The organism is Pontibacter ummariensis, assembly GCF_900188175.1.
In the GTDB taxonomy this organism is placed as follows: domain Bacteria; phylum Bacteroidota; class Bacteroidia; order Cytophagales; family Hymenobacteraceae; genus Pontibacter; species Pontibacter ummariensis.
In genome coordinates, this window is sequence record NZ_FZOQ01000007.1 from 151,935 (window position 1) to 176,910 (window position 24,976).

At 51.1% G+C, this 24,976-nt stretch carries 23 protein-coding genes; 7 read left to right on the forward strand and 16 right to left on the reverse strand.

Translation table 11 applies throughout. The annotated features are described in order from the left end of the window. Nucleotides 1-3 precede the first annotated feature (3 nt). The 11 genes from CHB92_RS09820 to murI all read right to left on the reverse strand — a co-directional run bounded on the left by CHB92_RS09820 (nucleotide 4) and on the right by murI (nucleotide 11,823). The gene (locus tag CHB92_RS09820) at nucleotides 4-1,509 is read right to left on the reverse strand and encodes an NADH-quinone oxidoreductase subunit N (RefSeq protein ID WP_089319019.1); all 1,506 of its coding nucleotides are present in this window, start codon (nucleotides 1,507-1,509) and stop codon (nucleotides 4-6) included. After that, nucleotides 1,510-3,252 (reverse strand): complex I subunit 4 family protein, encoded by a 1,743-nt coding sequence (locus tag CHB92_RS09825; protein ID WP_179223003.1) that lies wholly within the window; start codon nucleotides 3,250-3,252, stop codon nucleotides 1,510-1,512. A gap of 130 nt (nucleotides 3,253-3,382) precedes the next feature. Next, on the reverse strand, nucleotides 3,383-5,569 hold the full coding sequence (gene nuoL / locus CHB92_RS09830) for an NADH-quinone oxidoreductase subunit L (RefSeq protein ID WP_245842433.1): 2,187 nt from the start codon (nucleotides 5,567-5,569) through the stop codon (nucleotides 3,383-3,385). A 129-nt stretch (nucleotides 5,570-5,698) separates the two neighbouring features. After that, nucleotides 5,699-6,013 (reverse strand): NADH-quinone oxidoreductase subunit NuoK, encoded by a 315-nt coding sequence (gene nuoK, locus CHB92_RS09835; protein WP_089319020.1) that lies wholly within the window; start codon nucleotides 6,011-6,013, stop codon nucleotides 5,699-5,701. 2 nt (nucleotides 6,014-6,015) lie between these two features. Beyond that, nucleotides 6,016-6,528, reverse strand: coding sequence for an NADH-quinone oxidoreductase subunit J family protein (locus CHB92_RS09840; protein WP_245842434.1), 513 nt, complete (start codon nucleotides 6,526-6,528; stop codon nucleotides 6,016-6,018). 4 nt (nucleotides 6,529-6,532) lie between these two features. After that, the gene (locus CHB92_RS09845) at nucleotides 6,533-6,952 is read right to left on the reverse strand and encodes a hypothetical protein (RefSeq protein WP_089319022.1); all 420 of its coding nucleotides are present in this window, start codon (nucleotides 6,950-6,952) and stop codon (nucleotides 6,533-6,535) included. A 191-nt stretch (nucleotides 6,953-7,143) separates the two neighbouring features. Then, the gene (locus CHB92_RS09850) at nucleotides 7,144-7,752 is read right to left on the reverse strand and encodes a NuoI/complex I 23 kDa subunit family protein (protein ID WP_089319023.1); all 609 of its coding nucleotides are present in this window, start codon (nucleotides 7,750-7,752) and stop codon (nucleotides 7,144-7,146) included. Nucleotides 7,753-7,840: 88 nt separating this feature from the next. Next, a complete protein-coding gene (locus CHB92_RS09855; RefSeq protein WP_089319024.1) occupies nucleotides 7,841-8,944 on the reverse strand; it encodes a complex I subunit 1/NuoH family protein in 1,104 nt (367 codons plus the stop codon). Nucleotides 8,945-9,164: 220 nt separating this feature from the next. Beyond that, nucleotides 9,165-10,349: a glutathionylspermidine synthase family protein gene (locus CHB92_RS09860; RefSeq protein WP_089319025.1), complete on the reverse strand. Its 1,185-nt coding sequence runs from the start codon at nucleotides 10,347-10,349 to the stop codon at nucleotides 9,165-9,167. Nucleotides 10,350-10,370: 21 nt separating this feature from the next. Continuing rightward, nucleotides 10,371-10,919: a hypothetical protein gene (locus tag CHB92_RS09865; RefSeq protein ID WP_089319026.1), complete on the reverse strand. Its 549-nt coding sequence runs from the start codon at nucleotides 10,917-10,919 to the stop codon at nucleotides 10,371-10,373. Between the two features lie 88 nt (nucleotides 10,920-11,007). Then, complete coding sequence (gene murI, locus CHB92_RS09870) at nucleotides 11,008-11,823, reverse strand: glutamate racemase (RefSeq protein WP_089319084.1); 816 nt, start codon at nucleotides 11,821-11,823, stop codon at nucleotides 11,008-11,010. A 323-nt stretch (nucleotides 11,824-12,146) separates the two neighbouring features. On the opposite strand from murI, the gene CHB92_RS09875 reads away from it, so the two are divergent. The 3 genes from CHB92_RS09875 to CHB92_RS09885 all read left to right on the forward strand — a co-directional run bounded on the left by CHB92_RS09875 (nucleotide 12,147) and on the right by CHB92_RS09885 (nucleotide 15,110). Further along, nucleotides 12,147-12,647 (forward strand): RDD family protein, encoded by a 501-nt coding sequence (locus CHB92_RS09875; protein WP_089319027.1) that lies wholly within the window; start codon nucleotides 12,147-12,149, stop codon nucleotides 12,645-12,647. Nucleotides 12,648-12,747: 100 nt separating this feature from the next. Next, entirely contained in the window at nucleotides 12,748-13,137 is a 390-nt protein-coding gene (locus CHB92_RS09880; RefSeq protein ID WP_089319028.1) for an SPW repeat protein, read from the forward strand. Nucleotides 13,138-13,229: 92 nt separating this feature from the next. Continuing rightward, a complete protein-coding gene (locus tag CHB92_RS09885; protein ID WP_089319029.1) occupies nucleotides 13,230-15,110 on the forward strand; it encodes an ABC-F family ATP-binding cassette domain-containing protein in 1,881 nt (626 codons plus the stop codon). 92 nt (nucleotides 15,111-15,202) lie between these two features. Here CHB92_RS09885 and CHB92_RS09890 read toward each other — a convergent pair whose 3' ends face one another. Both CHB92_RS09890 and CHB92_RS09895 read right to left on the reverse strand, forming a co-directional pair. Continuing rightward, complete coding sequence (locus CHB92_RS09890; RefSeq protein WP_089319030.1) at nucleotides 15,203-16,351, reverse strand: hypothetical protein; 1,149 nt, start codon at nucleotides 16,349-16,351, stop codon at nucleotides 15,203-15,205. 96 nt (nucleotides 16,352-16,447) lie between these two features. Next, the gene (locus CHB92_RS09895; protein ID WP_089319031.1) at nucleotides 16,448-17,467 is read right to left on the reverse strand and encodes a sulfatase-like hydrolase/transferase; all 1,020 of its coding nucleotides are present in this window, start codon (nucleotides 17,465-17,467) and stop codon (nucleotides 16,448-16,450) included. Between the two features lie 453 nt (nucleotides 17,468-17,920). Here CHB92_RS09895 and CHB92_RS09900 point away from each other — a divergent pair, with 453 nt between their 5' ends. After that, complete coding sequence (locus CHB92_RS09900) at nucleotides 17,921-18,664, forward strand: phenylalanine 4-monooxygenase (RefSeq protein ID WP_089319032.1); 744 nt, start codon at nucleotides 17,921-17,923, stop codon at nucleotides 18,662-18,664. Nucleotides 18,665-18,723: 59 nt separating this feature from the next. Here the strand turns inward: CHB92_RS09900 and CHB92_RS09905 are convergent, their stop codons facing one another. The 3 genes from CHB92_RS09905 to CHB92_RS09915 form a co-directional block, all read right to left on the reverse strand. Next, nucleotides 18,724-19,404, reverse strand: coding sequence for a hypothetical protein (locus CHB92_RS09905; protein WP_089319033.1), 681 nt, complete (start codon nucleotides 19,402-19,404; stop codon nucleotides 18,724-18,726). Between the two features lie 99 nt (nucleotides 19,405-19,503). Continuing rightward, a complete protein-coding gene (locus CHB92_RS09910) occupies nucleotides 19,504-20,634 on the reverse strand; it encodes a CaiB/BaiF CoA transferase family protein (protein ID WP_089319034.1) in 1,131 nt (376 codons plus the stop codon). A 159-nt stretch (nucleotides 20,635-20,793) separates the two neighbouring features. Continuing rightward, nucleotides 20,794-21,555, reverse strand: a complete 762-nt coding sequence (locus tag CHB92_RS09915; protein WP_089319035.1) for a YebC/PmpR family DNA-binding transcriptional regulator — start codon at nucleotides 21,553-21,555, stop codon at nucleotides 20,794-20,796. Between the two features lie 705 nt (nucleotides 21,556-22,260). On the opposite strand from CHB92_RS09915, the gene CHB92_RS09920 reads away from it, so the two are divergent. The 3 genes from CHB92_RS09920 to pncA all read left to right on the forward strand — a co-directional run bounded on the left by CHB92_RS09920 (nucleotide 22,261) and on the right by pncA (nucleotide 24,948). After that, nucleotides 22,261-23,664, forward strand: coding sequence for a DEAD/DEAH box helicase (locus CHB92_RS09920; RefSeq protein ID WP_089319085.1), 1,404 nt, complete (start codon nucleotides 22,261-22,263; stop codon nucleotides 23,662-23,664). Between the two features lie 146 nt (nucleotides 23,665-23,810). Beyond that, entirely contained in the window at nucleotides 23,811-24,278 is a 468-nt protein-coding gene (locus tag CHB92_RS09925; RefSeq protein ID WP_089319036.1) for a hypothetical protein, read from the forward strand. 58 nt (nucleotides 24,279-24,336) lie between these two features. Further along, complete coding sequence (pncA, locus tag CHB92_RS09930; protein WP_089319037.1) at nucleotides 24,337-24,948, forward strand: bifunctional nicotinamidase/pyrazinamidase; 612 nt, start codon at nucleotides 24,337-24,339, stop codon at nucleotides 24,946-24,948. The last annotated feature ends 28 nt before the right edge of the window (nucleotides 24,949-24,976 follow it).

Genomic DNA, 24,976 nt, shown 5'->3' on the forward strand with positions numbered 1-24,976 from the left:
ATATTAATTTATCTGGGCCAGCAGTTGTTCGATCCAGTTTAGCAGCAGGTCGGGTTTAAAGAAAAAGACCAGCAGCGGCAAGGCGAACAGTACCAATAACAATTTATTCGACAGTGAAATAACTAAATTTTCTTCTCTAAAATTCCTTTTAAAGAAAAGGTTGTACGGTATCTTGATATAATAAAATAGAGCCACCGCTGTGAGCAGAATACCAGTCGCTAACAACACGAGCAACAGGTTGTTTCCGCTAAGGGAATAGGCCTCCCACACGTTGCTAAAGATGAGCAGCTTACCCATAAAACCGGCCAATGGCGGCAGGCCGGTAAGCGAGAGCAAATATAGTACTGCCATCACTCCAATAAAGGGATAGGCCCGCCCCAAGCCGGCAAAGCCATCCAGCTTTGCTACCCCAAAGGCCTCCTCTGAAATTTGCAGGAACAGGAAAATACCGAAGTTCATGCACAACAGCACAGTCAGGTAAAACAAGATACTCTGCGTATAATCTGCCCCGAAAGCCAACAAGCCTACCAACAGGAAGCCGGCATGCGACACAGAAGAAAAGGCCAGCAGCCTGCGCGGTGTCTTTTGCCAAAGTGCTGTAAAATTACCAATTGCTAGTGTTGCGATGGCCGCAATGCCTAAGAAAAATTGCACATCGGCAAAGAAAAGCGGGTCCGCAAAAGTGCCCACAAACCGTAGGATAACGACGATACCCGCAATCTTGGGCCCGGTAGAGAACAGGGCAACCACTGGCAAGGGAGCGCCCTGGTACACATCGGCCACCCAGAAATGAAAGGGAGCGGCGGCAATCTTAAAAAAGAAACCAGCAAACACCAGCACAGCCGCCACTGTAACCAGTAAGGTATCAGCTTGCAGTAAAGCAGCGCCAAAGCCCTCTACGGCATAGTTCAGCGACCCTGTGAGGCCATAGAAAAAGGACATGCCATACAGCATTACGCCTGCCGATAGAGCACCGTAGAGGATGTATTTCAGACCAGCCTCCACCGCTCTTTCCTCTGTCTTAAAGGTGAGGGTTAAGATATAAGAGGCAATAGACACGACTTCGATAGCGACAAATACCATGAGCAGGTTCACCGACTTTGCCATGAGGTGAAGTCCTAAGACCAGCACCAGGATAAGCCCGTAGTACTCTCCGTGGCCATACCGAAGCTTCTCGAGTGACCTGTTCAGGAGTGATAATAAGAGGGTAAAGATTCCTGCCGCACAAAAAAGTATACCTGTATAGCGGGCAATTCCGTCAGACAGCAGTAAGTCCAGGAAAAAACCTTGCTGAAAAGTATAACCGCCAAGCACCTGAATCAGCAGGGCTGCAAACAAGCCCGTCAGTGCCAGCCAGGGCAGCAGGCTCTTAATAAGTGGAGACCTGAACAGATCGAGGGTAACCAGCAGCAGGAAGAAGGTGGCCAGCAGCAGTTCCGGCAGCAGATTACCTGCCCCTGCTACGATAGCCTCAATTGTTTGGGATAAGTATGCTACCTGCTCGTTCACCTAACGAATCATGGATGATAAAACAAGCCTCAGCTGCTCCTGCCCTTGCTGTAGCACTAACTCTGAAAAACCAGTAGCCGCCACCCCGACCTTATCCAGCAAGAGGTGCGGGAAAATGCCGAAAAGCAGGGCCAGCACAGCCAGGGGCACCAACATCAGGTACTCCCGGACAGTCAGGTCTTTAATAACTGCCTGCTCCCGCAGTTCTGGAAAGATCCAGTATTTGCCAAAGAACATGCGCTGCAAAGCCCACAGATAGTAAGCAGCGGCCAATAATAAACCCAGGATGGCCACAATTGTCAGCCAGCGCGGCAGCATACCGGTCAGGTCCGGGGCGCTAAAACCTCCGACCAGCACAAGTAATTCGGCAATAAAGCCAGAGAAGCCCGGCAGGCCAAGGGAGGCAAAGAAAGCGATTACCACAAAGGTGGTATAGGCAGGCATTACTCTGGCTAGTCCCCTAAAGTTCTGGATCATGCGGTTGTGGGCCCTGTCGTAAATAACGCCCACCACGAGGAAGAGCATGGCGGAAATGATGCCGTGGCTGAACATCATGTAAATGGCTCCGTTTACCCCCTCGGTTGTAAGGGAGGCTAAGCCCAGCAGCACAAAGCCCATATGCGATACCGAGGAGTAGGCGATCAGCTTCTTCAGGTCATTCATGGCTAGCGCATTCAGAGCACCGTAAATGATTGACAACACGCCCAAACCTCCTACCAATACAGAGAAATACGTTCCTGCATCAGGGAAAACAGGATACACAATACGAATCAGTCCGTAGCCCCCAACCTTCAAGAGCACAGCAGCCAGCAGTACAGAGACAGGCGTAGGGGCCTCCACGTGCGCATCCGGAAGCCAGGTATGTACGGGCACTGCAGGTACTTTGATCGCAAAGCCGGCAAAGAGCAGTAAAAAGGCGATAAAGCGAACCGGCAAATCCCACAGTTCTGCGCCAGACAGCACGTGTAGCAGGCTGTCCGGTATAAAGTTCGCAGGCTCCATCATGGCAGGAATACTAAAGGTACGAACCAGATCAGCAGGGTTTATGACCTTCTGCTGGAGCATTTGCTGTACCTGTTGCACCACTTCGGCACTGGCAACTCCACGCTCTACTAAGCCCATCTGCCAGGCTGTGGCCAGCGGGTCTATCACAGAGGCATACAGCCCGATCATCACGACCAGGATGAAAAGAGAGCCCACCAGGGTATAGATAAAGAACTTGATCGCCGCGTATTCCCTGTTCGGACCACCCCAGATACCGATCAGAAAGTACATCGGCAGGAGCATGAACTCGAAGAAAAGGTAAAACAGGAAGAAGTCGAGGGCCAGGAAACAACCCATAACGCTGGTAAGCAGCAGGAGGTAAAGCAGAAAGTAGCCTTTTACGTTCCGGGTAATTGTCCAGGAGGAAATCACGCCGATAACACCTACAATCCCTGTTAGCAGTACCATACTCACGCTGACACCATCTACCCCCAGAAAATACTGCACCTGAAAGTGCCCCAGGCTACCCAGGGAGAAACTGATCCAGTCGAGCTTCTCGACAAACTGGTAGCCCTCCTGCCCGTTCGCAAAAGCACTGCCGTTAAACTGTATATACAGCACCACCGCCAGGATCAACTGCGCCAGTGCCCCTAGTAAGGCAACTGTCTTAGCTGGCCTCTCAAGGCGCGTAGGCAGGAGCAGCACTACGAGTGCCGCAAGCAAGGGTGTAAAGATTAAACTAGTTAAGATCAGGTTCATCTAGTGTTGTCAGACACGAAGCCTTCCGCTTTGTCATCAAGTGTAGGAAAGACCACTGTCGCTCCTGCGCAAGATTCCGATTTCAGGTCTCCTGTTTGAGGCCTTTAAAATTTGAATTGCAAACTTAATATCAAAACAGGACGATGTATAGTATAATCAAAATAAATCCGAAAAGAGAGTATGCATAATAAGACTGCACCTTCCCATTCTGTAGCAGGCGACCGAAGCTACCCAGCAATTTAGAAAGGGCTCCCAGCAGCCAGACGACACCATCCACTGCCCAGCGGTCAAACCAGGCCACCACCTTCGAAAAGACCACGAGGGCTTTGCTGCCGTTGTTCAAGGTATAGTCAATTACCCGTTTATCTACCCGATACAAGCCCCTGGCTAGTGCCAGTGCTGGCATCACGAAGAAAGATTGGGAGACCTCATCCAGATAGAAGTGATGATAAGAGAACTTTTCCAGCCTGCTATCCGCTTGCTCCTGTAACAGCGCCTCACTGCTCTTTTTCCTGTACTTACTTACCGCAAGCGCAATACCTGCCACTCCCAGCACTGCTGATGTTACACCAATAACAAGGTGTACGGTGTGGTTGGTCTCGTCCTGCAAGGCGATCGCCTGCAGCAGGCCAGATGCCAGGAACACAGCGTATGCATTGCCCGTTTCTAAATTGATTCCATCCATTAACCAGCTATCGCCAAAGCTCAAGGGGTTAAGCGAGAAAAAGACACCTAAGGAAAGGATACCCAACACTACAACAGGCAGCGCCATCACAGTTTCCAGTTCCTTCCCCGCCTTCAGGCGCAGTGCCTTCACATCGAATGGCAACCTGAAACTCCCGAAGAAGATGAACCACATGTGCCGGGCCATGTAAAAAGCCGTGAGTAACACCACCGTAAACCCAAGAATGGGTACAATAAAATAAAGGCTGCTCCCAGTTGCGCTCATCGTCTGCGCCCAGGCCCAACTCCCCGACAGGATAGCGTCTTTCGATAAAAAGCCCGAGAAAAAGGGCAGACCGATCAGTGCAGCCGCTGCAACCAGATAGGTATAAAAGGTCAGCGGTAAGGCTTTTCGGAGCCCACCCATATAGCGGATGTCCTGCGCGTCGATATGCTCCGGTTGATGCGTATGGTGCAGCCCCCGGTGCATGGCGTGAATGATAATGCCGGCGTTCAGGAAGAGGGCCGCTTTAAAGAAAGCATGGGTGGTCAGGTGAAAGAGAGAAGCATCATAGGCTCCTACCCCCATGCCCATTACCATGTACCCTAGCTGGGAGATGGTAGAGAAAGCAAGTACCGCCTTCACATCGTACTGGGTAAGGGCTGCCAAAGCACCAAGCAAGGCGGTTACAGCTCCAATGATAGCAATAATAGTAAGGGCATCAACGGTAAAGAAGGCATAGCACCGGGCTAGCAAGTAGACGCCGGCCGCCACCATCGTGGCGGCATGTATTAGCGACGACACAGGTGTGGGGCCCTGCATAGCATCCGGCAACCAGACCTGCAGCGGGAACTGCGCTGATTTTCCCACACAACCCATAAACAGCCCGAGGCCTGCCAAGGTCAGCAGTAGTGGGCTTAAAGCCACCAGCCATGGTTGGCCGTTGAACAGATAACTCACTACGAAGTCACCGCTCGTCCAGCTCCCCATGCTGATCAGGGCGCGTAAGGCTTCCAAGTCAAACGTGCGGAAATAGGTGTAAAAAGTGAAAAGCCCCAGGAGCAGGCCTATGTCTCCTACCCTGTTTACCAGAAATGCTTTTTTATTGGCTGCTACGGCAGCAGGCTTCTCGTACCAGAAACCAATTAACAAGTAAGAAGAAAAGCCTACCAGTTCCCAGAACATGAAAAGCAGCAGGAGGTTATCCACCAGCACAATGCCCAGCATGCTAAAGGTAAATAGCCCCAGATAGGCGAAATAGCGGCTATAGCCTTCGTCGCCGTGCATGTAGCCTACAGAAAACAGCTGCACCAGCATAGAGATAAAGGTCACGATCACTAGCATCAGCACCGTCAGGTTGTCCAGCAGGATACCAGCCGTGAAATTTGTGACCGTACCAGTAAGCGTAGGTAAGCTAAACCAGGTAACGCGGCTATGATAGGTGGCGGTGTTCCAGGTTTCGGTGAACAGCCAAACGGAAAGGGCAAAAGCCAGCGCAGTAATACTTATTCCGAACCAATCCCCCTTACGAGGCAGGTGCTTGCCTGCCAGGAACAACACCAGAAAGCCCAGTAGCGGCAGCAACAACACAACTAATGCGGTTGTAGTTTGGGGAGTGCCTGCCAAAGGCTGTAACAAATCGGATAGCTCCAAGGCGTTGTTCGTTTCGGTTTAGAAGTGTAAGGCTATTTACCAGCAGCCAAAGTTAAGGAGAAAGGTTTAGTTTTTACACTATTAGGATAACACAGGCCCTCATTTCGCAAAGACAAGAAGATAACAGTACTACTTGTTATCAGCACTCACCACCTCATTCACGTGGGCTGTTTTAAAGTACTGATACACGCGCAGCACAATGGCCAAGGCCACCGCAGCCTCCGCCGCAGCCACTACGATCACAAAAAGTGAAAATAGCTGCCCTTGCAACAACGCGGGGTCATGGCGGCTAAAGGCTACCAGGTTCAGGTTGGCTGCGTTAAAGATAAGTTCTATGCCCATCAGCACGACGACCGCATGGCGCTTGCTGATGACGGCAAACACCCCGATACTAAAAAGAAGGGCACTAAGCAGCAGAATATGCTCTAACGGAATCTGTTCCATCGCTACAACTCTTGTTTATCTGTGGCAATATAGGCGGCCCCCATCAGGGCGATCAGTAATAACAGGGAGACTACCTCAAAGGGCACCACAACGTCTGTCATGAGTTTGATGCCTATCATTTGCACTGTGCTTTTTTGCCAGCCCAGCACATCAGTTTCAGCTGCGAGTAGCCAGGGCAAGGAACTGATGTTAGCTTTTAATATGGTGTAGCAAAGTCCTACCCCTACTAGTCCGGCCACTAAAGTTCCCCATATTTTGTTTACACTCTCCGACCGTACGGACTTGTCCTGCACCCGGCTACTGAGCATGATCCCAAACAGAATCAGCACCAGTACCCCGCCTACGTACACCATCAGCTGTGTCACGGCCACAAAGTCAGCGTACAGGAGCACGTAAATGCCAGCTATGCTTAGTAACGTGACTAGCAGTGAAAAGCCGGCATACAGTAGGTTGCGCGTCAGCACCATGTAAGCTCCGGAAAGCACCGCCAAAGCGGCGAAGAGGTAGAAGAGCATATGTTTATCTTTTATCTATGCCTTTTTTATCGATGAGCACTCTGTCTCCGATTCTATAATAAATTGTATCGCCTTTTTGAACCGCCACAAGTGTATCTCCCGAAACAGTAACCGTATCAATATCTTGTGGCTGAGTTACTTTGGGCTTTGCACTTCCCTCTTCCATCCTCATCAGATAGCCCACACACAAACCTAGTCCCACAAGGTGAATCAGCAAGGGATACAGGCCTTCCGTGTCGCTAATAAGCCGATACAGTTCGTACAGCAACCACAGAATGGATGCACTAAAGAAAGCGGCCAGCACATATTGGTGACTTGTGTTCGCCTCTAAGGCGTCCCACCCATGGCTGATAGAGAAGAGAATAAACAATATTTCCAGCGCATAGAACATGACAACTTGAAGGACGCCGGCGGTTCGTTTCATAAGCTTTGGCTTAACCTTTACTTCTGCCCCCTCCAATAACCCCCATTACTCCTCCCAAGGATAACACTAGCCCTCCAAAGAAAAGAACAGAGGAAATTGGGTGGCCAAGCGTGGTGCCGTAGCCATAACCCAAGAGAAGCCAACCCAAGGCTATAACGAGTAATGAAAGTATGATCTTTGCAGCCTGCACCCTACTTGTTACTCTTTCGGGCCGCCAGTGCAGCCGCTTTTGCCGCTGCCATTTCTTCCTGCTGTTTGGCAAACATTTGCTTCTTTTCCTCTGCCTGTTCCGGCGTTAGGTCCGTGAAGTGGTACACCATGTTTTTGATGTCTACTTCGCTAAAATCATACACGGGCGTCATCGTCAGGCAATCAGTAGGGCAAACTGTTGTGCAGAGGCCGCAGTAGCAGCACTTGGCCATGTCGATATCAAAGGTTGGCGCATAAAGGCGCTTCTTCGTTCCGTCTGAGGTGGTACCGATATCCTCTGTTGCCTTCACGGACTCAATGGTAATACAGTTCACAGGACACACCTTCGCACAAAGGTCGCAGACAATGCAGTCATCGATCTCATTATGCAGCCGGTAGCGGCCATTATCCGGTACAGGAATAGCCTCATAGGGGTATTTAAGCGTAACAAGGCCATCCTTTTGCTTAAAATAATTCTCATCCGACACGTACTCCGGCGTGCGTCGGTTTCCGGCTTTGAGAAAATGGCTCCATGTCAGGCTCAGTCCGCTCCCCAGCGACTTCACGACATCCCAGAAGCCTGTTTTATGTTTTACAGCAGTTCTCTCCATTTTAAAAGGACATAAGATATAAGACAAAGGACTTTCCCTACTACTGCTTGCCCTCCATTAAGAACAAGTCTTTCGTCTTACGTCTACATTAAATCATCAATAAACGCCACAGGCCCGCTAACAGTACAACGCCCAAGGCAATCGGTGTCAGCACTTTCCAACAAAGATGCATGAGCTGGTCCACGCGCAGGCGCGGGTATGTCCAGCGGACCTGTAGCTGTAAAAACAACAGCACAAATGTCTTGCTCAGCAACCAGAAAACACCCCAAAGAATGCCGGATAGTTCCCCAACCGTTCCGGTAGTCCAGTAGGCCAGGCTTACCGGGCCAATGTTTGGTAAAGGCGTGTTCCAGCTACCCAGAAACAGCACCACGGCTACCAGGCTCACCAGCACCATCATACTGTACTCGGCCAGAAACAACACGGCAAACCGGAAGCCCGAATATTCCACGTGGAAACCAGCCACCAACTCCGATTCCGCTTCCGGGATATCGAAAGGAGCCCGGTTACTCTCGGCCAAAGAGGCGATAAAGTAAATTACAAAAGCTACGAGTAGCATAGGGGCCCGGAAAATATTCCAGGTAGTGATGCCTCCGATGGTGGTGGTATTGATGCCTAACTCCCGTATGCCGAACAGCCAGTTCATGTCATACTCCATCCCCGGAAACTGATTCATGAGTGCCCCTTGCTGATAGCTGATCTCCTGAAAGTCCAGTGATTGGCAGATCATCACAGCCGATAGTATTGCCAAACCAGCCGGAATCTCATAAGACACAATCTGCGCCACCGAGCGCATAGCCCCGAGCATTGCATACTTGTTGTTAGAGCCCCAACCCGCCATGAGCAAGCCGACCACATCCAGGGAAATAATTGCCAACAGGTAAAAAACACCGATCCCGATACCCGCAGGCACTATGGAGGGGGCAAAGGGGATAACGGCAAAGCCTGCAAACACGGCAGCAAAAATAAGGATGGGCGCCAGCTTAAAGAGCTTCTTATCAGCCGCGGCCGGCACAATGTCTTCTTTCTGTAAGAGCTTGAGCACATCCAGCACCGCCTGCAAGGAGCCATACGGTCCGGCCTCTGTTGGGCCCATGCGGTCCTGCATGAAAGCCGCCACCTTCCGCTCAGCATAGGCCAGCACAATCACTATCCCTAGTAAGAGCATAAGTGTCAGCAGAAAAGCAAGCATAGGTAGGGCAATTGTTTAAGCAGGCAAAGGTAGGGCTTAATGGCGGAATGTACCAATACAAGAAGGGGCTAATTGGGAGACAGCACTGAGAAAAAGCTTCCTTCTGTTCACCTGATAGCACTGCTTTTCTGTTTATGCCCGCAGATCCTCCTGTCAGCCATAAACAGAAAAGGCCCTTCCGAAAGGAGAGCCTTTTCTGTCAAAGCTATTTCAACTATTGCTATCCTTCCACCAGGTGCGGCACAAACTGCGACAGGTTACTGATAATACCTTTCTCCCTGCGGAAGCCGATGGCACAGCCCTCCCCTGCCCAGAATACCCCTGCCTGGTACTGATAACCGGCTTTGTCTTCGGGCAGGTCACACCAGCGCTGGTATACCTGCTGTTGGTCGTCGTACTCCCCTTCTATTTTGGTGATCCGCCCCTTGTCCACTATCTCCACGCTCTGCCCCTCCCGCCCGAAGTAAGGCTTCCGAATATACTTGTTGTTAAGAGGCTCCAGGTCAGCCTCCAACAGCAGGGGGTGGTACGGAAACGCTTTCCAGAGCCAGGCCAGCATGCCTTTGCTTTGAAAAAGCAAGGTATAGGCTGGGTTGGCAATCACCACATTGCGGATGCGGGACAGGAAAGTAAGGCTCTCGAGGAGCTCCGGCTCTTCCCAGGCAATTTGCTCCCACGGCAATAATTTGAACAGGAAGGGGAATTGCTGCCACTGCTCTGCTCCCACTTGTGCCCAAACGCCCTTTTCAGCCCCCTCTGTCGATATACTAAGCTCCTCAATCGGGCAAAGGTGCGCTTCAAAGCCAGCTTCTCGGGCAGCCTGGGCTATCACGGCACAGTTCGTTTCGTCTTCGGCACTGGCACCTAAGTAAGTTAGCAGTAAAGCGGGTGGTAGGTCGTCGTTGAGCATGCGCCATGTTTTCAACTGCTCTACCAGGGCTTCGTATAAGCCAGAGTACTGCTTTGCATCGTGCTTGCCGGCAGCAGCCAGGCTTGCCCACTGCACGACCGCTGTTTCGGGTATAGAGGTAGCGGTATCAGCGTTAAACTCCAGCAGTTTCAGGCCGTCCGTCGTCTGTGCCAAATCAAAGCGCCCGTACAGGTGCCAGTGCCGCTCATCGTTCCACGACTGCCGCACCAGGGGCCATAGGTTTTCCGGGATGCCCAACACCTTCAGGAAAGCCTCGGGCAGGTCGTCTGGCACAGCCTGCACCAACATGTCATACAGGGTACTGGCGGCATCTAAAAGGGCGTCGGCCTCTTTCATGGTTAGCACCACTGCCTCGCCGGGCACATAATTCGTACATCCCTCCTCTACGCACCAGTCCCAGCCAAGGCCGCGTACGGCTGTTTCCACATCGCCGGTATGAGAGGTCAGGCGGACAGTTCCGTTTCCTTTCTGCATACGTTCTTCTCTGGCTTTATATCAGGCTCCAGCCCCTCCGCTTCGGCCTCTGAAAAAACCACTCCGCCCCGAGCCAGGCGCTGTGGCGCGTTGGCGGTAGGTCTGCACGTTCTGCCGCCAGGCATCGGTACGATTGATTAGGTTGGGATTGGCATAATAGGCTGGCTGTGGAGAAGACATACGGCCAGCCATAAAACCAAGCCCGCTCCACCACAATACGCTTCCCAGCCCAAAGCCCCCGTGCCGGTAAGTTTCCTGATTCCCCGACAGTTCCTGCAAACGGTTCTGTAACGCTACGCCCCGCAGGGTGTCTACCCGCCCGTCGTTGTATTTCAGGATGGCCATGCTCTGCCCGGGCACGGTGGTACGCTCATCGGTTATTTTCCATTCGTCAGGGGCCTGCTCCGTTACTTCGGTAATGATGCCGTCCGGCACGGCTACTTCACTGTCGGCATTCCACTCGTCCTGACGGGAACCACTGTCACAGGCGGTCAGGCCCATGCAGGCAGCAGCCGCCACGATAAAGGCATTACGCTTGAAATCCCCAATGGAGAGGTATCTTTTTTTCATGTGCTTGTCTGAGGTGTAGCTAAAGGTAATCTTTTTACGCGAAAGAAAGGATAGCGGTAGAAGCGGAGCCGCCAGATGCCGCTTTCTTCTACTCCCATAAGGGGTAGTGCTCCAGGTGTACCTGCCGCTTAAAGAAAATGCGCGTGCTCTCTTCAAAAGATCGGGTAAAGTCCGACACGTAAAAGGTATGGTCCCCTACCAGCTTATCGGCAGCAAGGTTATTTTCCTCCAAATACGCCTTCACGTGCTGCGCCACGATCTGGCTGGCATCCAGCACATCTACCTCTCCCTTGTAGTACCCCTCGATCTGCCGCTTGATAAGCGGGTAATGCGTACAACCCAGTATAAGCGCCTCGATACCCTTTAGGTCCGGGTCTGAGAGGTAGGCGTGTATGACACTCTCTGAAATCGAGTCGTTAAAGAAGCCTTCCTCTATCATAGCGGCTAAGAGTGGCGTGGCATGAGACTTTAATTCTATGCCCAGGTCCAGCTCATCCACTTTCTTGCGGTACACATTCGAGTTGACCGTCTGCTTGGTGCCAATCAGGCCGATGGTCTTGTGCTGGTACGTTTTGCCAATGTGTTGCACGATCGGGTCGATCACGTTCAGCACCTTCGCTTTGCTGCCCACATACTCTTTTACCAGGTCGTAAGCAGCCGCTGAGGCAGAGTTACAGGCAATCAGAATCACTTTGCAGTTCTGGCGGATCAGCAGGTCGCAAATCTTAACTGCGTACGCCTGTATGGCTGCCGTAGACTTGTCCCCATAAGGCAGGTGCGCCGTGTCGCCGAAATAAACGATCCGCTCGTTTGGCAGCACGTTAATAATTGCCTGAGCCACAGTAAGTCCGCCAATACCACTGTCAAAAATCCCGATCGGTCTCTCTTTTTTATCCTGTAACATGATGAGCGAAATTAGCCAAAAACCGGGCAAAACGAACGTTTACCCATAAAATAAGTCTGTTCACCAAAGAATCCAATAGACGGCGGCCGTCTATATAAATATTGTTTTAACATATATAACAAGTTTCATATAAAATCAATTTTTAAATTAATTATGTCAAAATATTTGCAGGTTTAAACCAATAAGCTAACTTTATACTGTTGACTTAGACAAGGGCTTTTAGCTCTGCGGCAGCCTGTTAGGGCTGACTCCTTCACTACTGATATTACGCTTTACTTACTAGCTTACTGTTAGACTTACAAGTAATAAAAACGCCCTTTGCTATGAATACTGCCTATACCTTACCAGCACCTACCGTTAAACGGTCAGACCTATACGGAAGCCCCACCATTCGCTTTGTGGCCTCTCTGGTAGATACCACGCTGCTCGTTTTCTCTTATTCCCTGGTCCTGTATAGCATGAGCAACACCTCTCAGCCACTTTACTCTTGGAAGCACCTACTCCACGATGGCATAAACTTCAGTGATGTGCTGGCTATCGGAGAGATGCTGCCCCTTCTCTTGTACCTGCCCTTGTTTCATTGGTTGTATTTCACGTTCCTGGAGTCTTCCCCCAAACAGGCCACGATAGGAAAGTTTACGCTGGGGCTAAAGGTCACAGACCTCCGGGGCAAGCGCATTAGTTTTGCACAGGCTAACCTCCGGTACTTTTCGAAACTGCTTTCCGTCGCACCGCTTTGCCTGGGCTTACTACTCATTTTAACCACCCGGCGCAGTCAAACGTTGCATGACTACATCGCCCGAACGGTTGTGGTAACAGAATAACCATTCCCTAAATAATTGCACTTTTTTCCCTCCATTCAGTTCGTGATTCGTATAAACTTATTCGGAAACGAATTGAAAACAAACTGAAAGGAGGACTATTATGAGATTTATTCCAACCCGTTTCCACGGGATTCTAGACTACATCGTGGGGCTGGTTTTTATTATCGCTCCCTGGATCTTCGGCTTTTCAGATGTAAGTTATGCTACTTGGACGATGGTAGCAGCCGGCGTGATTGTTCTGCTTCAGGCGGTGATGACAGACTTCGAGGTGGGGATGGTGCATAAGATACCCATGCAAACACACCTGCTGCTTGACTTTGGACTGGGCGTCATCCTAGCTGTATCGCCCTGGATGTTTAACTTCGCAGAGTGGGTGATGTTGCCACACCTGATTGGTGGTGTTTACCTGGTGCTAGGCGCACTAACGACACACCGTATCCCTAGCGAGTCGTATAGAACAAGGCATACATCGGCTGAAAGAGCACGGTAAGTAAAAGAAACATATGCAAAAAACAGGCTGGCCGTTGGTCAGCCTGTTTTCTTTTATCCTCTCCTGTGCCAATAATTAGTTAAATTTGCTTTATGAATTACCTATCTGCAGAAAATATAGCCAAAAGCTTTGGCGACCGCTGGCTGTTCAAGAACCTGAACTTTGGTATCAGCCAGGGGCAACGCGTTGTTTTGGTGGGCATAAACGGCTCGGGCAAGAGTACGCTCCTGAATATATTAGCCGGCAACCTGCCCCCGGACGAAGGCAGCGTGAGCGTCAGAAAGGAAATCAGCATAGGTTACCTGGGGCAAAACCCTTCCTTTGAGGAAGAACTGACCGTGCAGCAGAATATTTTTGCCATGCAGAATGAAACGCTGGACCTGATCCAGGAATATGAGGCAGCAATTGCAAACCCTAACACGGGTGCAGACAAAATGCAGCAACTGATGGTGCGCATGGACGAGCTGCAGGCCTGGGACTTTGAGGTAAAAGTAAAGCAGATCCTCTCGAAGCTTGGCATCCATAACCTGGACGCCAAGATCAAGCACCTCTCGGGAGGGCAGCGTAAGCGTGTGGCCATGGCGCGTGTACTGATCGAGGAGCCGGACATGCTGATCATGGACGAACCGACCAACCATCTGGACCTGGACACGATCGAGTGGCTCGAAGGGCTGCTCTCTACTCAGAACACAACGCTGCTGATGGTAACGCACGACCGGTACTTTCTGGACAAAGTGGCTAACGAGATCGTGGAGCTCGACAATGGGGAGCTTTATAGCTACAAAGGCAACTACGGCTATTTCATAGAGAAGAAAGCAGAGCGTGAGGAAGCTGCCGTAGCCGAGACAGAAAAGGCCCGTAACCTGATGCGCAAAGAACTGGAGTGGATCCGGCGCATGCCCAAGGCCCGTGGCACGAAAGCAAAGTACCGGGTAGACGCCTTTGAGGAGTTAAAGGAGAAAGCGGCCAAGAAAACGGCCGGCCCACAGCTGGAGCTATCCGTAAAAACGACACGGCAGGGAGGCAAGATCATCGAAGTAGACCATATCTCGAAGTCCTTTGGAGAGAAGAAAATCGTAAACGATTTCTCCTATGTTTTCAAAAAGAAGGACCGTATTGGTATCACTGGCCCTAACGGAGCGGGTAAGTCTACCTTCCTGAACATGCTGACAGGTAAGCTCGCACCAGATGCCGGTACCATTGATGCCGGGCAAACCACTGTTTTTGGCTATTATACCCAGGACGAGCTGTCGTACAAGGAAGATCAGCGCGTGATTGATATTGTGAAGGAGATTGCCGAGGTGGTAGAGATGGCCAATGGCGAGGTGATCACGGCCAGCCAGTTTCTGCAGCACTTTCAGTTTGCTCCGCCACAGCAGTACACCTATGTGAGCAAGCTAAGCGGTGGCGAGAAACGGCGCCTGCAGTTGCTGCGCGTGCTCATCAAAAACCCGAACTTCCTGATTCTCGACGAGCCTACCAATGACCTGGATATCATCACACTGAACATTCTGGAGGACTTCCTGCTGAACTTTGGCGGCTGCCTGCTCATCGTGTCGCACGACCGCTATTTTATGGACAGGTTGGTAGAGCACCTGTTCGTGTTTGAGGGGGAGGGCAAGATCCGGAACTTCCCGGGCAACTACACCGACTACCGGGAGTGGCAGAAAGAGCAGGAGAAACAGGAGCAGGAAGAGGCAAAGGCCACTGCCCCGGCACCTGCCGCAGAGAAAAAGACAGAGCAGCCCAATGCCAAACGCAAAGCTACCTTTAACGAGAAAAAGGAGTACGAGCAGCTAGAGAAGGAAATTGGGCAGATGGAGACCCGCAAAGCGGAGATTGTGGAGATGATGAACAGTGCCTCCACCACTAACCACGAAGAGCTGACGGCCCTGGCAAGGGAGCTTGAAAGCATAAACGAGCAGCTGGAAGAGAAGGAGTTCCGTTGGCTGGAGTTGGCAGAGCTGATGTAAACCATTTTTTTTAATATAGAAAGGCCCTTAACCAGTTCAAGTTATGGGCCTTTTTTTAAAGCGAATCAGGTGGTTACGTAAAGCTGGTCCTTTCACTTCAGTCCCTTCACTGTTACAACCTTTCGCTGGTTCTGCTGCCCTACCCGCACGATTTTGTTGTTAAAGTCCTTCGGATCATTGATTGTTTCATAGAAGTCGTCCAGGTACTTAAGCGTGCGCTTGAGGTAACTTTTATCTATCAGGCTAAAGTTCTGGTACACCCCATAGATAGCAGGCTTGTGCTTATTAAAGGCGCTAACTGCCGCGGCATAAGTCCTGTCACTGAAGTGATAGCCCCTGAACAGGCGCTGACGCACAGAGGTAATTCCTAATTCTGGGGGAGGTACCGCGTAGGGCGCGGTAACGATACCTGCATAGTCAAAATCATATGGCACGGGTATCGGAGCTGTTAAGGAGTCCCGGGACAACAGCTTTATGTTGTGCCAGTAGGGCAACGACCAGTCTGTGTTACCGATCATGTACTGAAAAAGGGCTACCCGGGCCATGGCAAGCGAGTCTGTCCAGTCCATGCGCAGCTTAATGTCCTCCGAAACCAGTCTGCCCTTGTTTCGCAGCGCCATGTCCTCGTCGTCCTCAATCAGGAAAGCGTACCTGGTTTCCGTTTTCCTTTTACCAACGAGGTCTTCATAGTCCACCCGGCAGAGCCTTACCCGAAAGCTGTTTTCTGTGGTGACATTATACAGCCTGTAAACCAGGTACTCCCGCAGCACATAGTCCTCGCCCACACAGTGGGTCACGAGTTTTAGCTTGTTTACTCCCTCAAATAGGGTGTGCTGCATCTTTTTCCGGGGAAAGTTCAGCAGTAAGGGAGGGAAGTCACAAACCGTAGGATCACGCCGGCGGTTACCCCTTACCCTCACTTTCAGGGCAGTCGATATTATGCCGCCACGTGGGTCTGTATAGGACAGAGTCGCCTCATGGTACGCCCGCTCCTCTCCCCGGTCTTTCAGCAACTCCTGGTAGTTGGTTACCAGCTTAAAGTGAAGCACCTCATCTTTGGTGAACAGGGAAACTACGTCGCCCGCTTTCTTCTCAGCGGAAAGACTATGGCTGGCAAACACAGAATCAGAGGTGCTGCTTTCCTGCGCCTGCACGCGCAAGGGCAGGTGGACTAGGAGCACAAAAGAAGCACAGTAGATAATCCTGTAGAATATCCCGGTAGTGGTCTTACTTGTTGCCATCCTTTAGGGTGCTATATGATTTATAGACAAAACTGACAGCAAGCCAGTCGGCACAGTTGGAGCCTCTTGTGTGTGCTCAGGAAAGCTTGCCTCTTCTCATAAAGTTAAAGCCCTGCGCTTTTTCTTGCGGAACAGGTCTTCTATGACACGCCCCTCCCCCTGCTCAAACCCAAGCCCCATCAAAAGAGCCACCGTCGGCGCAACATCAACCAAGGAATATGCGGCTTGCACTGTCTTCCCTTTTTTAAAGTCCGGTCCTAAAGCCAGCAGGCTGACGTGCCGGCATCCCTCACAGCCATCCCCATGGTCGACCCACCCGCCGGCTACACTGTCTAAATGGCGGCCGTGGTCGTTCGTGATCAGGAGCGTGGTGTTCTTGCGGTAGTTCTTGTCTTTTCTGAGAAAGTCCCAAAGCTGCTTTACATACCTGTCGGACCTGGAGATTCCCCGCAGGTAGTAGTCCCAGTTTCCGGCATGGGCGTACCCGTCCGGCTCCATAAAGTTGATCAGCATCAGGTTAGGTTTATGCGTCGTTAAAACGCGCTTGGCCTCTACAAGTGTCAGAGAGTCCATCCTGTAGCCACTCCCCGGTCCGCTTACACCACAGTTAAGAGAGGGCATATACTGGCCCTCCCAACCGGGCTGCTGTGTATTGCCCAGTATGTGCAGCTTGTCCTTACTAGCCACAATCCAGGCGGCTGTCGCCGGTTTACCTGTTTGCTTTAGCCAGTACTGAAAAAATGAAGGATTAGCGGGCAGCTCATTTCCATAATTATCAATGGGCTGGTTCACGCCCGTCGTAATGGCCGTGTGCCCGGCGTTGGTGTATGTTTCCCCCTCATTCTGGAAATTACTGAAGAAAACACCTTTCGGGCGCAGCTTAGCATACATATTCGGAATTAGGCCGGGCACAGTCGCCCAAGTTTCTGAATACCGGGGCCCGTCTATCACCACAATGATCACGTTTTTGGTGCGCCACGGCTTCTCTTTCTTTCCAGGAGAGGAGAGGTGAAAGGAAGACAGGAGGAAAAAAGCGGATAAGGCAAACGTATAGCACAGCAAAAGCCTTTGGGAAGCTTTTCTGTTTTTCTGTATTAAAAGCAGGGGTGTCTGCATAGCCTCTTACCTTAACGCATCATATTACCTTATACGAAATACAAATTTTTAATGGCATTCTTCAAGAGGCTTCTGTAACATGAGACTTGTGCAATAAACAGCTTCTCTGCTGCAGCGCCTGGAACCTTCCGGCTGGCTTTGCGTTTTACCCAATTTCTCGTAATATTGTGCGCAAATGCACCAATCAGCAGCCATAGCAACGTCACGTTCCCTGCCAAGCCCCCTTGGCACAGGGCTGCTTCGTGCTCTCTATTCCTATTGCCTGAGCGTGTATAGCTATTACAGCTATTATTATCGCTATTACCGCAACCGCAGCTAAGGCAATCACCAAACCCACTGACTAGTTAGTACCCGGAGAAGCTTCTCCCCACAGGTGAACCTGCCAAAGCAGCGGCGCAAGCCCCTGCTTTTTTCATTTTAGATCGATTTCAGTTTTCCAACAATACTACAACCATGCACTTAACGCAGAACTACAGCACCTATACAGAAGAGAACCACCAGGTATGGTCTATTTTATTCGACAGGCAGATAAAGAACTTGCCGGATAAAGCGGTACCAGAGTTTATGAAAGGCCTGCAGAAGGTAGGCTTTAAGCCTGACCGCATCCCCAACTTTGCAGAGGTAAATGAACGCCTGAAGCCCTTAACCGGCTTTGAGGTAGTACCCGCCCCCGGTATTGTGGATGATGCCCTGTTCTTTGGCCTAATTGCCGACAAGAAGTTCCCTGCCACTGTTTGGATCCGGAAGATGGAGCAGCTAGACTACCTGGAGGAGCCCGATATGTTTCACGATGTGTTCGGGCACGTGCCCCTACTCACCATTCCGGTGTACTGCGAGTTCCTGGCAGCGCTGTCGGCCATGGCCCTTGAGTACCTGGACCGCCCGGATATCATCGACCGCCTGACACGCATTTACTGGTACACAATCGAGTTTGGCCTATTCCGGAAACCGGGTGAAGCGGCCAGGATCTATGGGGCAGGCATCCTCTCTTCTGTGGGGGAAAGCAACCTGTCGGTTTCTGCACAAAGTGTGAAGCATGGTTTTGATGTGCAGCACATCCTGGACACGCCTTACATCAAAGAGACTTACCAGAGCCAGTACTTCTGCATTGAGAGCTTTGACCAACTATTGCACAGCCTGCCACAGGTAGCGCAGGCCATTCAAAAGCTTCGGGAGGAGTTAACGCCAGTTTCCTAGATACACAAAGCCCAGGCTGTTTAGGCCTGGGCTTTGTGTATTGTTAGCTTTTGTTTCTGCTAATTTGTTAAGTCGTGGCTGATCTGGAAGCCTAGCTTGCGCGGCCTGATCAGGTGGCTGTTTTCCAGTTTCTGCTTTAGACTGATGCGCTCAATATCACTCACGTCCTGCCCCATCAAATCATTGTTCACAGAGGCAATCATGGCGCTCTCCACAATAACGCGCAAGGCTTTGTCTGATATTTTATTCTTTGCGATGTTGGCAAGCTTGTCCATGGGCAGGTCTAGCTGCTTTACGCCCTCAATACAGAAATGCATGTCGATGTTCACCAGCATACGCCCTATCAGGTAACCCGGGTCATCGAGGCGGTTGTACTTAATGGTGTCCGCCATAAAATTGTAAGCCATGATATGACCAAAGAACCGCCTTCTGAAGTCTTCGTCTACGTACTGGTTCCGCATGATCTCGTAATCGTCGGGGAAAGTAACCACATTTGTGTGCATCACAAATACCAGGAGGTCGTTGGAGAACCGGATCTGGAACTCGTGCTCACTAATGTTGCGGTACTCAATCATAACCCCAGTATCCATGTTGTTCATGCGTTCGGTCAGCTCTGACACCAACTCCTGGGAAATTTCCTTCATCCGCACGAAAGTCTTTTGCGTGTTGCGGTAGATCGTCTCTTTGGTGATTGATTTCTGGTGTAGTCCGTTGATTATATCGTTTAATCTGTCTTCCATAGTCTATAAGGTCGGTTGGTGCTATTGCTAAGTGTTTACCGTTGAAATAAGCACTTTGTTTAAGAAAGGGCATGGAATGCCATAGCCACTATGTATCGGTTACCCCTGTTCGCTGTTTCTTTTATCCTTATACGAGGGCGGCGGACTAACTTCTGTGTGCTCCTGCCATGCCAGCTTAAAGGCGACCTGCCGGATTCCCGGCTTTACCCCTTCCCTCTGCAGTAACATGCTCTGAGCCTGCGGCAGCTGGAACACATCGGGCACAGTATTGACAGCGCCGGCAGGTACGTGCAATGCGTGCAGGTGCTGTAACAGGGTGTTGCGTTCCCATTGCAGAATCAGTGGCCGTAGCTGCTCGTTCACTTCCTCCCGGTGCCGTACCCGGTTGTAATTCGTGCTGTAGCGCTCGTCCAGCGCAAAGTCCTCCACGCCCAACACCCTGCAAAGCCTCCGGAACTGCCTGTCGTCGCCAACCGCCAGCACCAGCTGCTTTCCGTCCTGGGTAGTGTACACGCTGCCATAAGGTACGATTGTCGGGTGCTCGGAACCCATGCGCTTTGGTGGATAACCTGCTACCAGATAGTTGGTTCCCTGGTTTGCCAGTGCCGAGATAGCCGATTCCAGCAGGGACACCTGCACGAGGCTGCCCTGCCCCGTCCGCTCCCGTTGCAACAGGGCTACCAGCAACCCCTCCTTTAACTGGTGGGCAGTCAGGAGATCCATCAGCGCAACAGGCATTTTTGTAGGCGGCCCGTCTGGTTCGCCGTTCAGGTACATGAAGCCGCTCTCTGCCTGTACCACCGCATCGTATCCTGCCCGGGCGTCGCCAGGGCCATAGCCTGTGATGTGCCCGTAGATCAGGTGCGGATTTATGCTTTTAAGCGTATCGTAGTCTACCTGCAATTTCTCCGCGTCACCCGGTTTATAGCTGGCGATGACTATATCGGCCAGCTTTACCAAAGCATACAGTTCCGCCAGATCCTCCTCCTGCAGCAGGTCTAAGGCGAAAGACTCTTTCCCCCAGTTAGCAGCGCAGAAATAAGCAGGAGTATCGGTATCAGCCGGTTCCGTAGGAAGCTTCCAGGTTCTGGTCACGTCGCCGCCTGTGGCGGCGTTCTCCACTTTAATAACCTGCGCCCCCAGTTCGGCAAAGAACTGCCCCACACTAGGCCCTGCCAGCACACTCGCCAGCTCCAACACAAGCATGTTCTTGAATATAGGATCTTGCATTCTTTCTGTAATCCTTCATTTATGGATAAAAGTACTTTCGGCACCTTATTACGACAATAGCTGCTACCCTTCAAAGCAATAAAAAGGGAAAGCATTTCAAATAAGAGAGCCGCAAACCAAAGTCTGCGGCTCCCTTACTTCTTTCCTGTTAAGCTTAGCCTAGCTTTCCAATTCTGCCATCACCTCGTCGCTCAGCTCCAGGTTGTGGTATACCTTCTGCACATCGTCATCATCCTCCATCGCGTCGATTAGCTTCAGCACGCTCCTGACAGCATCCGGGTCTTCCACCTTCACAGTCGTCTGCGGGATGCGCTGCAGCTCTGCGTTCTCCAGCTCCAAGTCCAACGCCTCTACTTTTTTCTGCAGGGCCCCAAAGTCTTCCATGGCACTGTAGATAGTAACATACTCCTCCTCAAACTCAATTTCCTCAGCCCCCGCGTCGATCAACTCCAGCATCAGTTCTTCATCGTTCAGGGGTTTCTCGGGGTCGCGCTTTACCACAAACACGCCCTTCCGGTCGAAAAGAAAGTCGACCGAGCCATTGGTACCCAGGCTGCCGTTATTCTTGTTAAAGATGGTGCGCAGATTTTGTACTGTCCGGTTAATGTTATCCGTCAAACACTCCACAAACACAGCAACTCCATGCGGCGCATAGCCCTCGTATGTCACCTCTGTATAATCACCGGCATCCCCGCCTTCCCCTTTCTTAATGGCCCGCTCAATGTTATCCTTGGGCATGTTGGCCGCTTTACTGGCCTGTATAGCCAGGCGAAGGCGGGGGTTACCGTCAGGGTCAGGGCCGCCTCCCTCTTTTACGGCTACTGTTATCTCTTTTATCAGCTTTGTAAAGATCTTGGAGCGCTTCGCATCCAGGGCTCCTTTTTTTCGCTTTATGGTTGACCACTTGCTGTGTCCTGACATAAAATTATACTGTTTTTTAATGCAAAAGACGGAATACTATCAAAGAAGTAACAGGACAAAATAACTCAAAAATTCCTGAAATAACATAAAAAGAGCAGCCTTACCGGCTCGTAAGGCTGCTCCTGTAAAAACTATTTATCTCTGTTTCTGATGCTACGCTACAGTAGCATGAAGATCGCATTTATAATGTTCAGGCCCAACAACAAGAAGAAGTTCGGCCAGCTTAGTATTAGTTTTTTCATCTTTTAAACTGTATAAACATATAATAAAGAAGTATTTAGGATTTCGTTCGGGCTTCTTTTCCCTGTAAATTCATACGCTTGTGGTTTTACGATGTTGCTGTTTAGGATTATTTTCATAAATATTAACACATACAAGTTGTCATATATAGTCGCGAGCTTCGGTAGCACCAAGAGATGCTATTGTTACTGAGGCTGCCGGGCGCCCCTCTGATCAGGGCTCTCCGTTTTATGGTCGTGAAAGCCCGCTAACCGTACGTACAGGTGTTTATTACCTGACAGCCTAGGGATTAAATGTTGCGTTAAGTTGCAGGCCACTGTATAAACAACATTTTTATAGTATATTTACTTTGGAAAGCTTTATAGCCTTACAGTTCGTTAGGCTACTAGTACAACACTAAACTTCTTGAATTTGGACTTCAGTTCTTTTAACCTACACGACGACGTACTTACCGGGATCAGCTCCATGGGCTATAATAATCCCACACCAGTGCAGGAGCAAGCCATCCCCCTTATCCTGGAGCGCAAAGACATGATTGCCTGCGCGCAGACAGGAACCGGCAAAACAGCAGCTTACCTTCTGCCTCTTATCGACCGTATTTCGCATGAGGGCTACGAGCATACCAGTACCCTTATCTTGGTGCCTACCCGCGAGTTGGCCAAGCAAATAGATGAGCAGGTAGAGGGCTTTGGCTATTTCGCCTCTGTTAGCTCCATTGCCATCTATGGTGGCAACAAGGGGGATGACTGGGAACAGCAGAAGCGAGCCCTCACCACCGGTGCCGATATTATCATTGCCACGCCTGGTCGCCTTATATCACACATGGCCATGGGCTATGTGAAGCTGGACCAGCTCAACCACCTGGTGCTCGACGAGGCAGACAAGATGCTGGACATGGGCTTTATGGACGACCTCCTCAAGATCATTAACCAGCTGCCAAAGGAGCGCCAGACCCTGCTGTTCTCAGCTACCATGCCGCGCAAGATCCGGGACCTGGCACAGCAGATCCTTCAGAACCCGGAGGAGATAAACCTGGCCATCTCTAAGCCAGCCGAAGGCATCGACCAACGCATCTACCTGACCTACGACAACCAGAAGCTGCCCCTGCTGGAGCACCTACTACGGGAACTGGACGTGCAGAGCATGATCATCTTTACCTCCCGTAAGTCAAACGTGAACCAGATCGTGCGCTCTTTGCAGAAAATGGGTTTTACTGCCGAGGGTATCCAATCGGATATGACGCAGGACGAGCGTGAGCGGGCTTTGCAGGGCTTTAAAAACAAGCAGTACCAGATCGTGGTAGCGACCGATATCCTTTCCAGGGGCATCGACATCGACAGTCTGAGCCACGTGGTGAACTTTGACATGCCACAGGATGCGGAGGACTACGTACACCGTGTAGGCCGTACAGCCCGTGCTGCCTCTACCGGTATGGCGATCACCTTCGTGAACGAGAAGGACATGTACCGTGTGCAGAAGGTGGAGCGCCTGATCGAGCGTGAGTTGCCGAAACTGCCTTTACCAGACGGCTTTGGGGCAGGACCGGCCTATGAACCAGGCAAGCGCCACGACATGGGCAGCCATCGCCACCGGGGCGGTAACAAACCTGGCTCCGGAGGCAGCAACAAAAACCACCGCAGCAAGCACCACAGAAACAGAAAGCCACCCGGGCAGCGCCACGAGGAGGGCAACGACAGACCTATTAAAGCGGCGAACCAAGGCCCGCGCCCCGAGGGGCAAAGTAGTGCTGCGGCGGGTGAAGGGAATGCCAACAGAAAGCGTAAACGCAACAATCGAAACAGGAACAGTAACCGCAACGGTGCCCAGGGGCAGCGACCACAGGGAGAAAACCAACAGCCGGCTTCTTAACAAGAAACGACACCAGAAGGAAAGCCGCTAAAAAGCGGCTTTCGCTGTTAAGGGGCTCAGCCCAGCAACGGCTGCAGTGCAGAATTACTGCAAGTATCTTCAGAAGCGCTATTACGACAATCCGACACCCACCAAACCAGAAACACATGAAGCGGACATTATTATCTGGAATCGGTGCCTTGGGCACAGCCCTGCTTTTTGTCTCCTGTCATAAACAGGATTGCGGGGCATGCTTTAGTCCTCCTCAGCCTCTTAAAATAGCACTTATAGCTGCACAGACGGGTGACAACCTGCTGAATGCCGCCCCGTATCACCCGGATTCTGTACAGCTGTTTTATGTAAAGGATTCTAGGCAGGTGAAAGTACCGTTCAAGGTGATGCCCTATGCGGGCCTTGGCCCTGTAATACACAGCTCCGACCTTTCCTGGCTCAGTCTCTCCGATGCACATACTTTTTATTTGTACCTAAACCAAAACGACACGGATACCTTATATGTAAAAACTGTTGCAAAGTCCAGCGACTGCTGCACTTCTCACCCTCTGGAGTCTTTTCTTGTAAATGGAGAGCAGGTGCCCCAAGACAGAGGGACAGATGTTTACACCGTAGAAAAATAAGTTCTGCTTTTTAGCAGCTGCAACCTGATTGAGCAAAAGACCACACAAATTGTACCTTATGAAAGCTTTACTACTAATTGATATACAAAACGATTTTCTGCCGGGCGGCGCCCTGGCGGTTCCTGAGGGAGATGCCATTCTCCCCACCGTCAACCGGCTACAGGAGCACTTTGACCTGGTTGTGGCGACACAGGACTGGCACCCGGCGGGGCACAAGAGTTTTGCCTCGAGCCATGCCGGTAAAAAGCCGTTTGATGTGATAGAACTGCACCACTTAGAGCAGGTGCTGTGGCCCGACCACTGCGTGCAGGGAACCCCTGGAGCGGCCCTCGCAGCAGACCTGGACACCAGGAAGGTAGAAGCAGTTTTCAGGAAAGGCACTAACCCCGAGATAGACAGCTATAGTGGCTTTTATGACAACGGGAGGCTGAAGTCGACCGGCCTGGCCAACTACCTACGGGGCAGACAAATAACGCAGGTGTATGTTGCCGGCCTGGCTGCAGATTACTGCGTGTACTATACTGCCAAAGACGCCCTGACGGAGGGCTTCGAGACCTATTACCTAGAGGATGCAACAAGGGCCATAAGCGCGAAGGGCTTTGAAGCGGCCAAAGCAGATTTTAGCAGCAGGGGGGGCAGTATTATCCAGAGCTCCTCTTTGCTAACATAAGCACAGACACCATAAAAACGAAAGCCGG

Coding starts and splice junctions, on each gene's coding strand:
- CHB92_RS09825 (WP_179223003.1), bottom strand. CDS start 3,252: ATGAACCTGATCTTAACTAGTTTAATCTTTACACCCTTGCTTGCGGCA.
- nuoK (WP_089319020.1), bottom strand. CDS start 6,013: ATGGAACAGATTCCGTTAGAGCATATTCTGCTGCTTAGTGCCCTTCTT.
- CHB92_RS09840 (WP_245842434.1), bottom strand. CDS start 6,528: ATGCTCTTCTACCTCTTCGCCGCTTTGGCGGTGCTTTCCGGAGCTTAC.
- CHB92_RS09845 (WP_089319022.1), bottom strand. CDS start 6,952: ATGAAACGAACCGCCGGCGTCCTTCAAGTTGTCATGTTCTATGCGCTG.
- CHB92_RS09850 (WP_089319023.1), bottom strand. CDS start 7,752: ATGGAGAGAACTGCTGTAAAACATAAAACAGGCTTCTGGGATGTCGTG.
- CHB92_RS09855 (WP_089319024.1), bottom strand. CDS start 8,944: ATGCTTGCTTTTCTGCTGACACTTATGCTCTTACTAGGGATAGTGATT.
- CHB92_RS09860 (WP_089319025.1), bottom strand. CDS start 10,349: ATGCAGAAAGGAAACGGAACTGTCCGCCTGACCTCTCATACCGGCGAT.
- CHB92_RS09865 (WP_089319026.1), bottom strand. CDS start 10,919: ATGAAAAAAAGATACCTCTCCATTGGGGATTTCAAGCGTAATGCCTTT.
- murI (WP_089319084.1), bottom strand. CDS start 11,823: ATGTTACAGGATAAAAAAGAGAGACCGATCGGGATTTTTGACAGTGGT.
- CHB92_RS09875 (WP_089319027.1), top strand. CDS start 12,147: ATGAATACTGCCTATACCTTACCAGCACCTACCGTTAAACGGTCAGAC.
- CHB92_RS09880 (WP_089319028.1), top strand. CDS start 12,748: ATGAGATTTATTCCAACCCGTTTCCACGGGATTCTAGACTACATCGTG.
- CHB92_RS09885 (WP_089319029.1), top strand. CDS start 13,230: ATGAATTACCTATCTGCAGAAAATATAGCCAAAAGCTTTGGCGACCGC.
- CHB92_RS09890 (WP_089319030.1), bottom strand. CDS start 16,351: ATGGCAACAAGTAAGACCACTACCGGGATATTCTACAGGATTATCTAC.
- CHB92_RS09895 (WP_089319031.1), bottom strand. CDS start 17,467: ATGCAGACACCCCTGCTTTTAATACAGAAAAACAGAAAAGCTTCCCAA.
- CHB92_RS09900 (WP_089319032.1), top strand. CDS start 17,921: ATGCACTTAACGCAGAACTACAGCACCTATACAGAAGAGAACCACCAG.
- CHB92_RS09905 (WP_089319033.1), bottom strand. CDS start 19,404: ATGGAAGACAGATTAAACGATATAATCAACGGACTACACCAGAAATCA.
- CHB92_RS09910 (WP_089319034.1), bottom strand. CDS start 20,634: ATGCAAGATCCTATATTCAAGAACATGCTTGTGTTGGAGCTGGCGAGT.
- CHB92_RS09915 (WP_089319035.1), bottom strand. CDS start 21,555: ATGTCAGGACACAGCAAGTGGTCAACCATAAAGCGAAAAAAAGGAGCC.
- CHB92_RS09920 (WP_089319085.1), top strand. CDS start 22,261: ATGGGCTATAATAATCCCACACCAGTGCAGGAGCAAGCCATCCCCCTT.
- CHB92_RS09925 (WP_089319036.1), top strand. CDS start 23,811: ATGAAGCGGACATTATTATCTGGAATCGGTGCCTTGGGCACAGCCCTG.
- pncA (WP_089319037.1), top strand. CDS start 24,337: ATGAAAGCTTTACTACTAATTGATATACAAAACGATTTTCTGCCGGGC.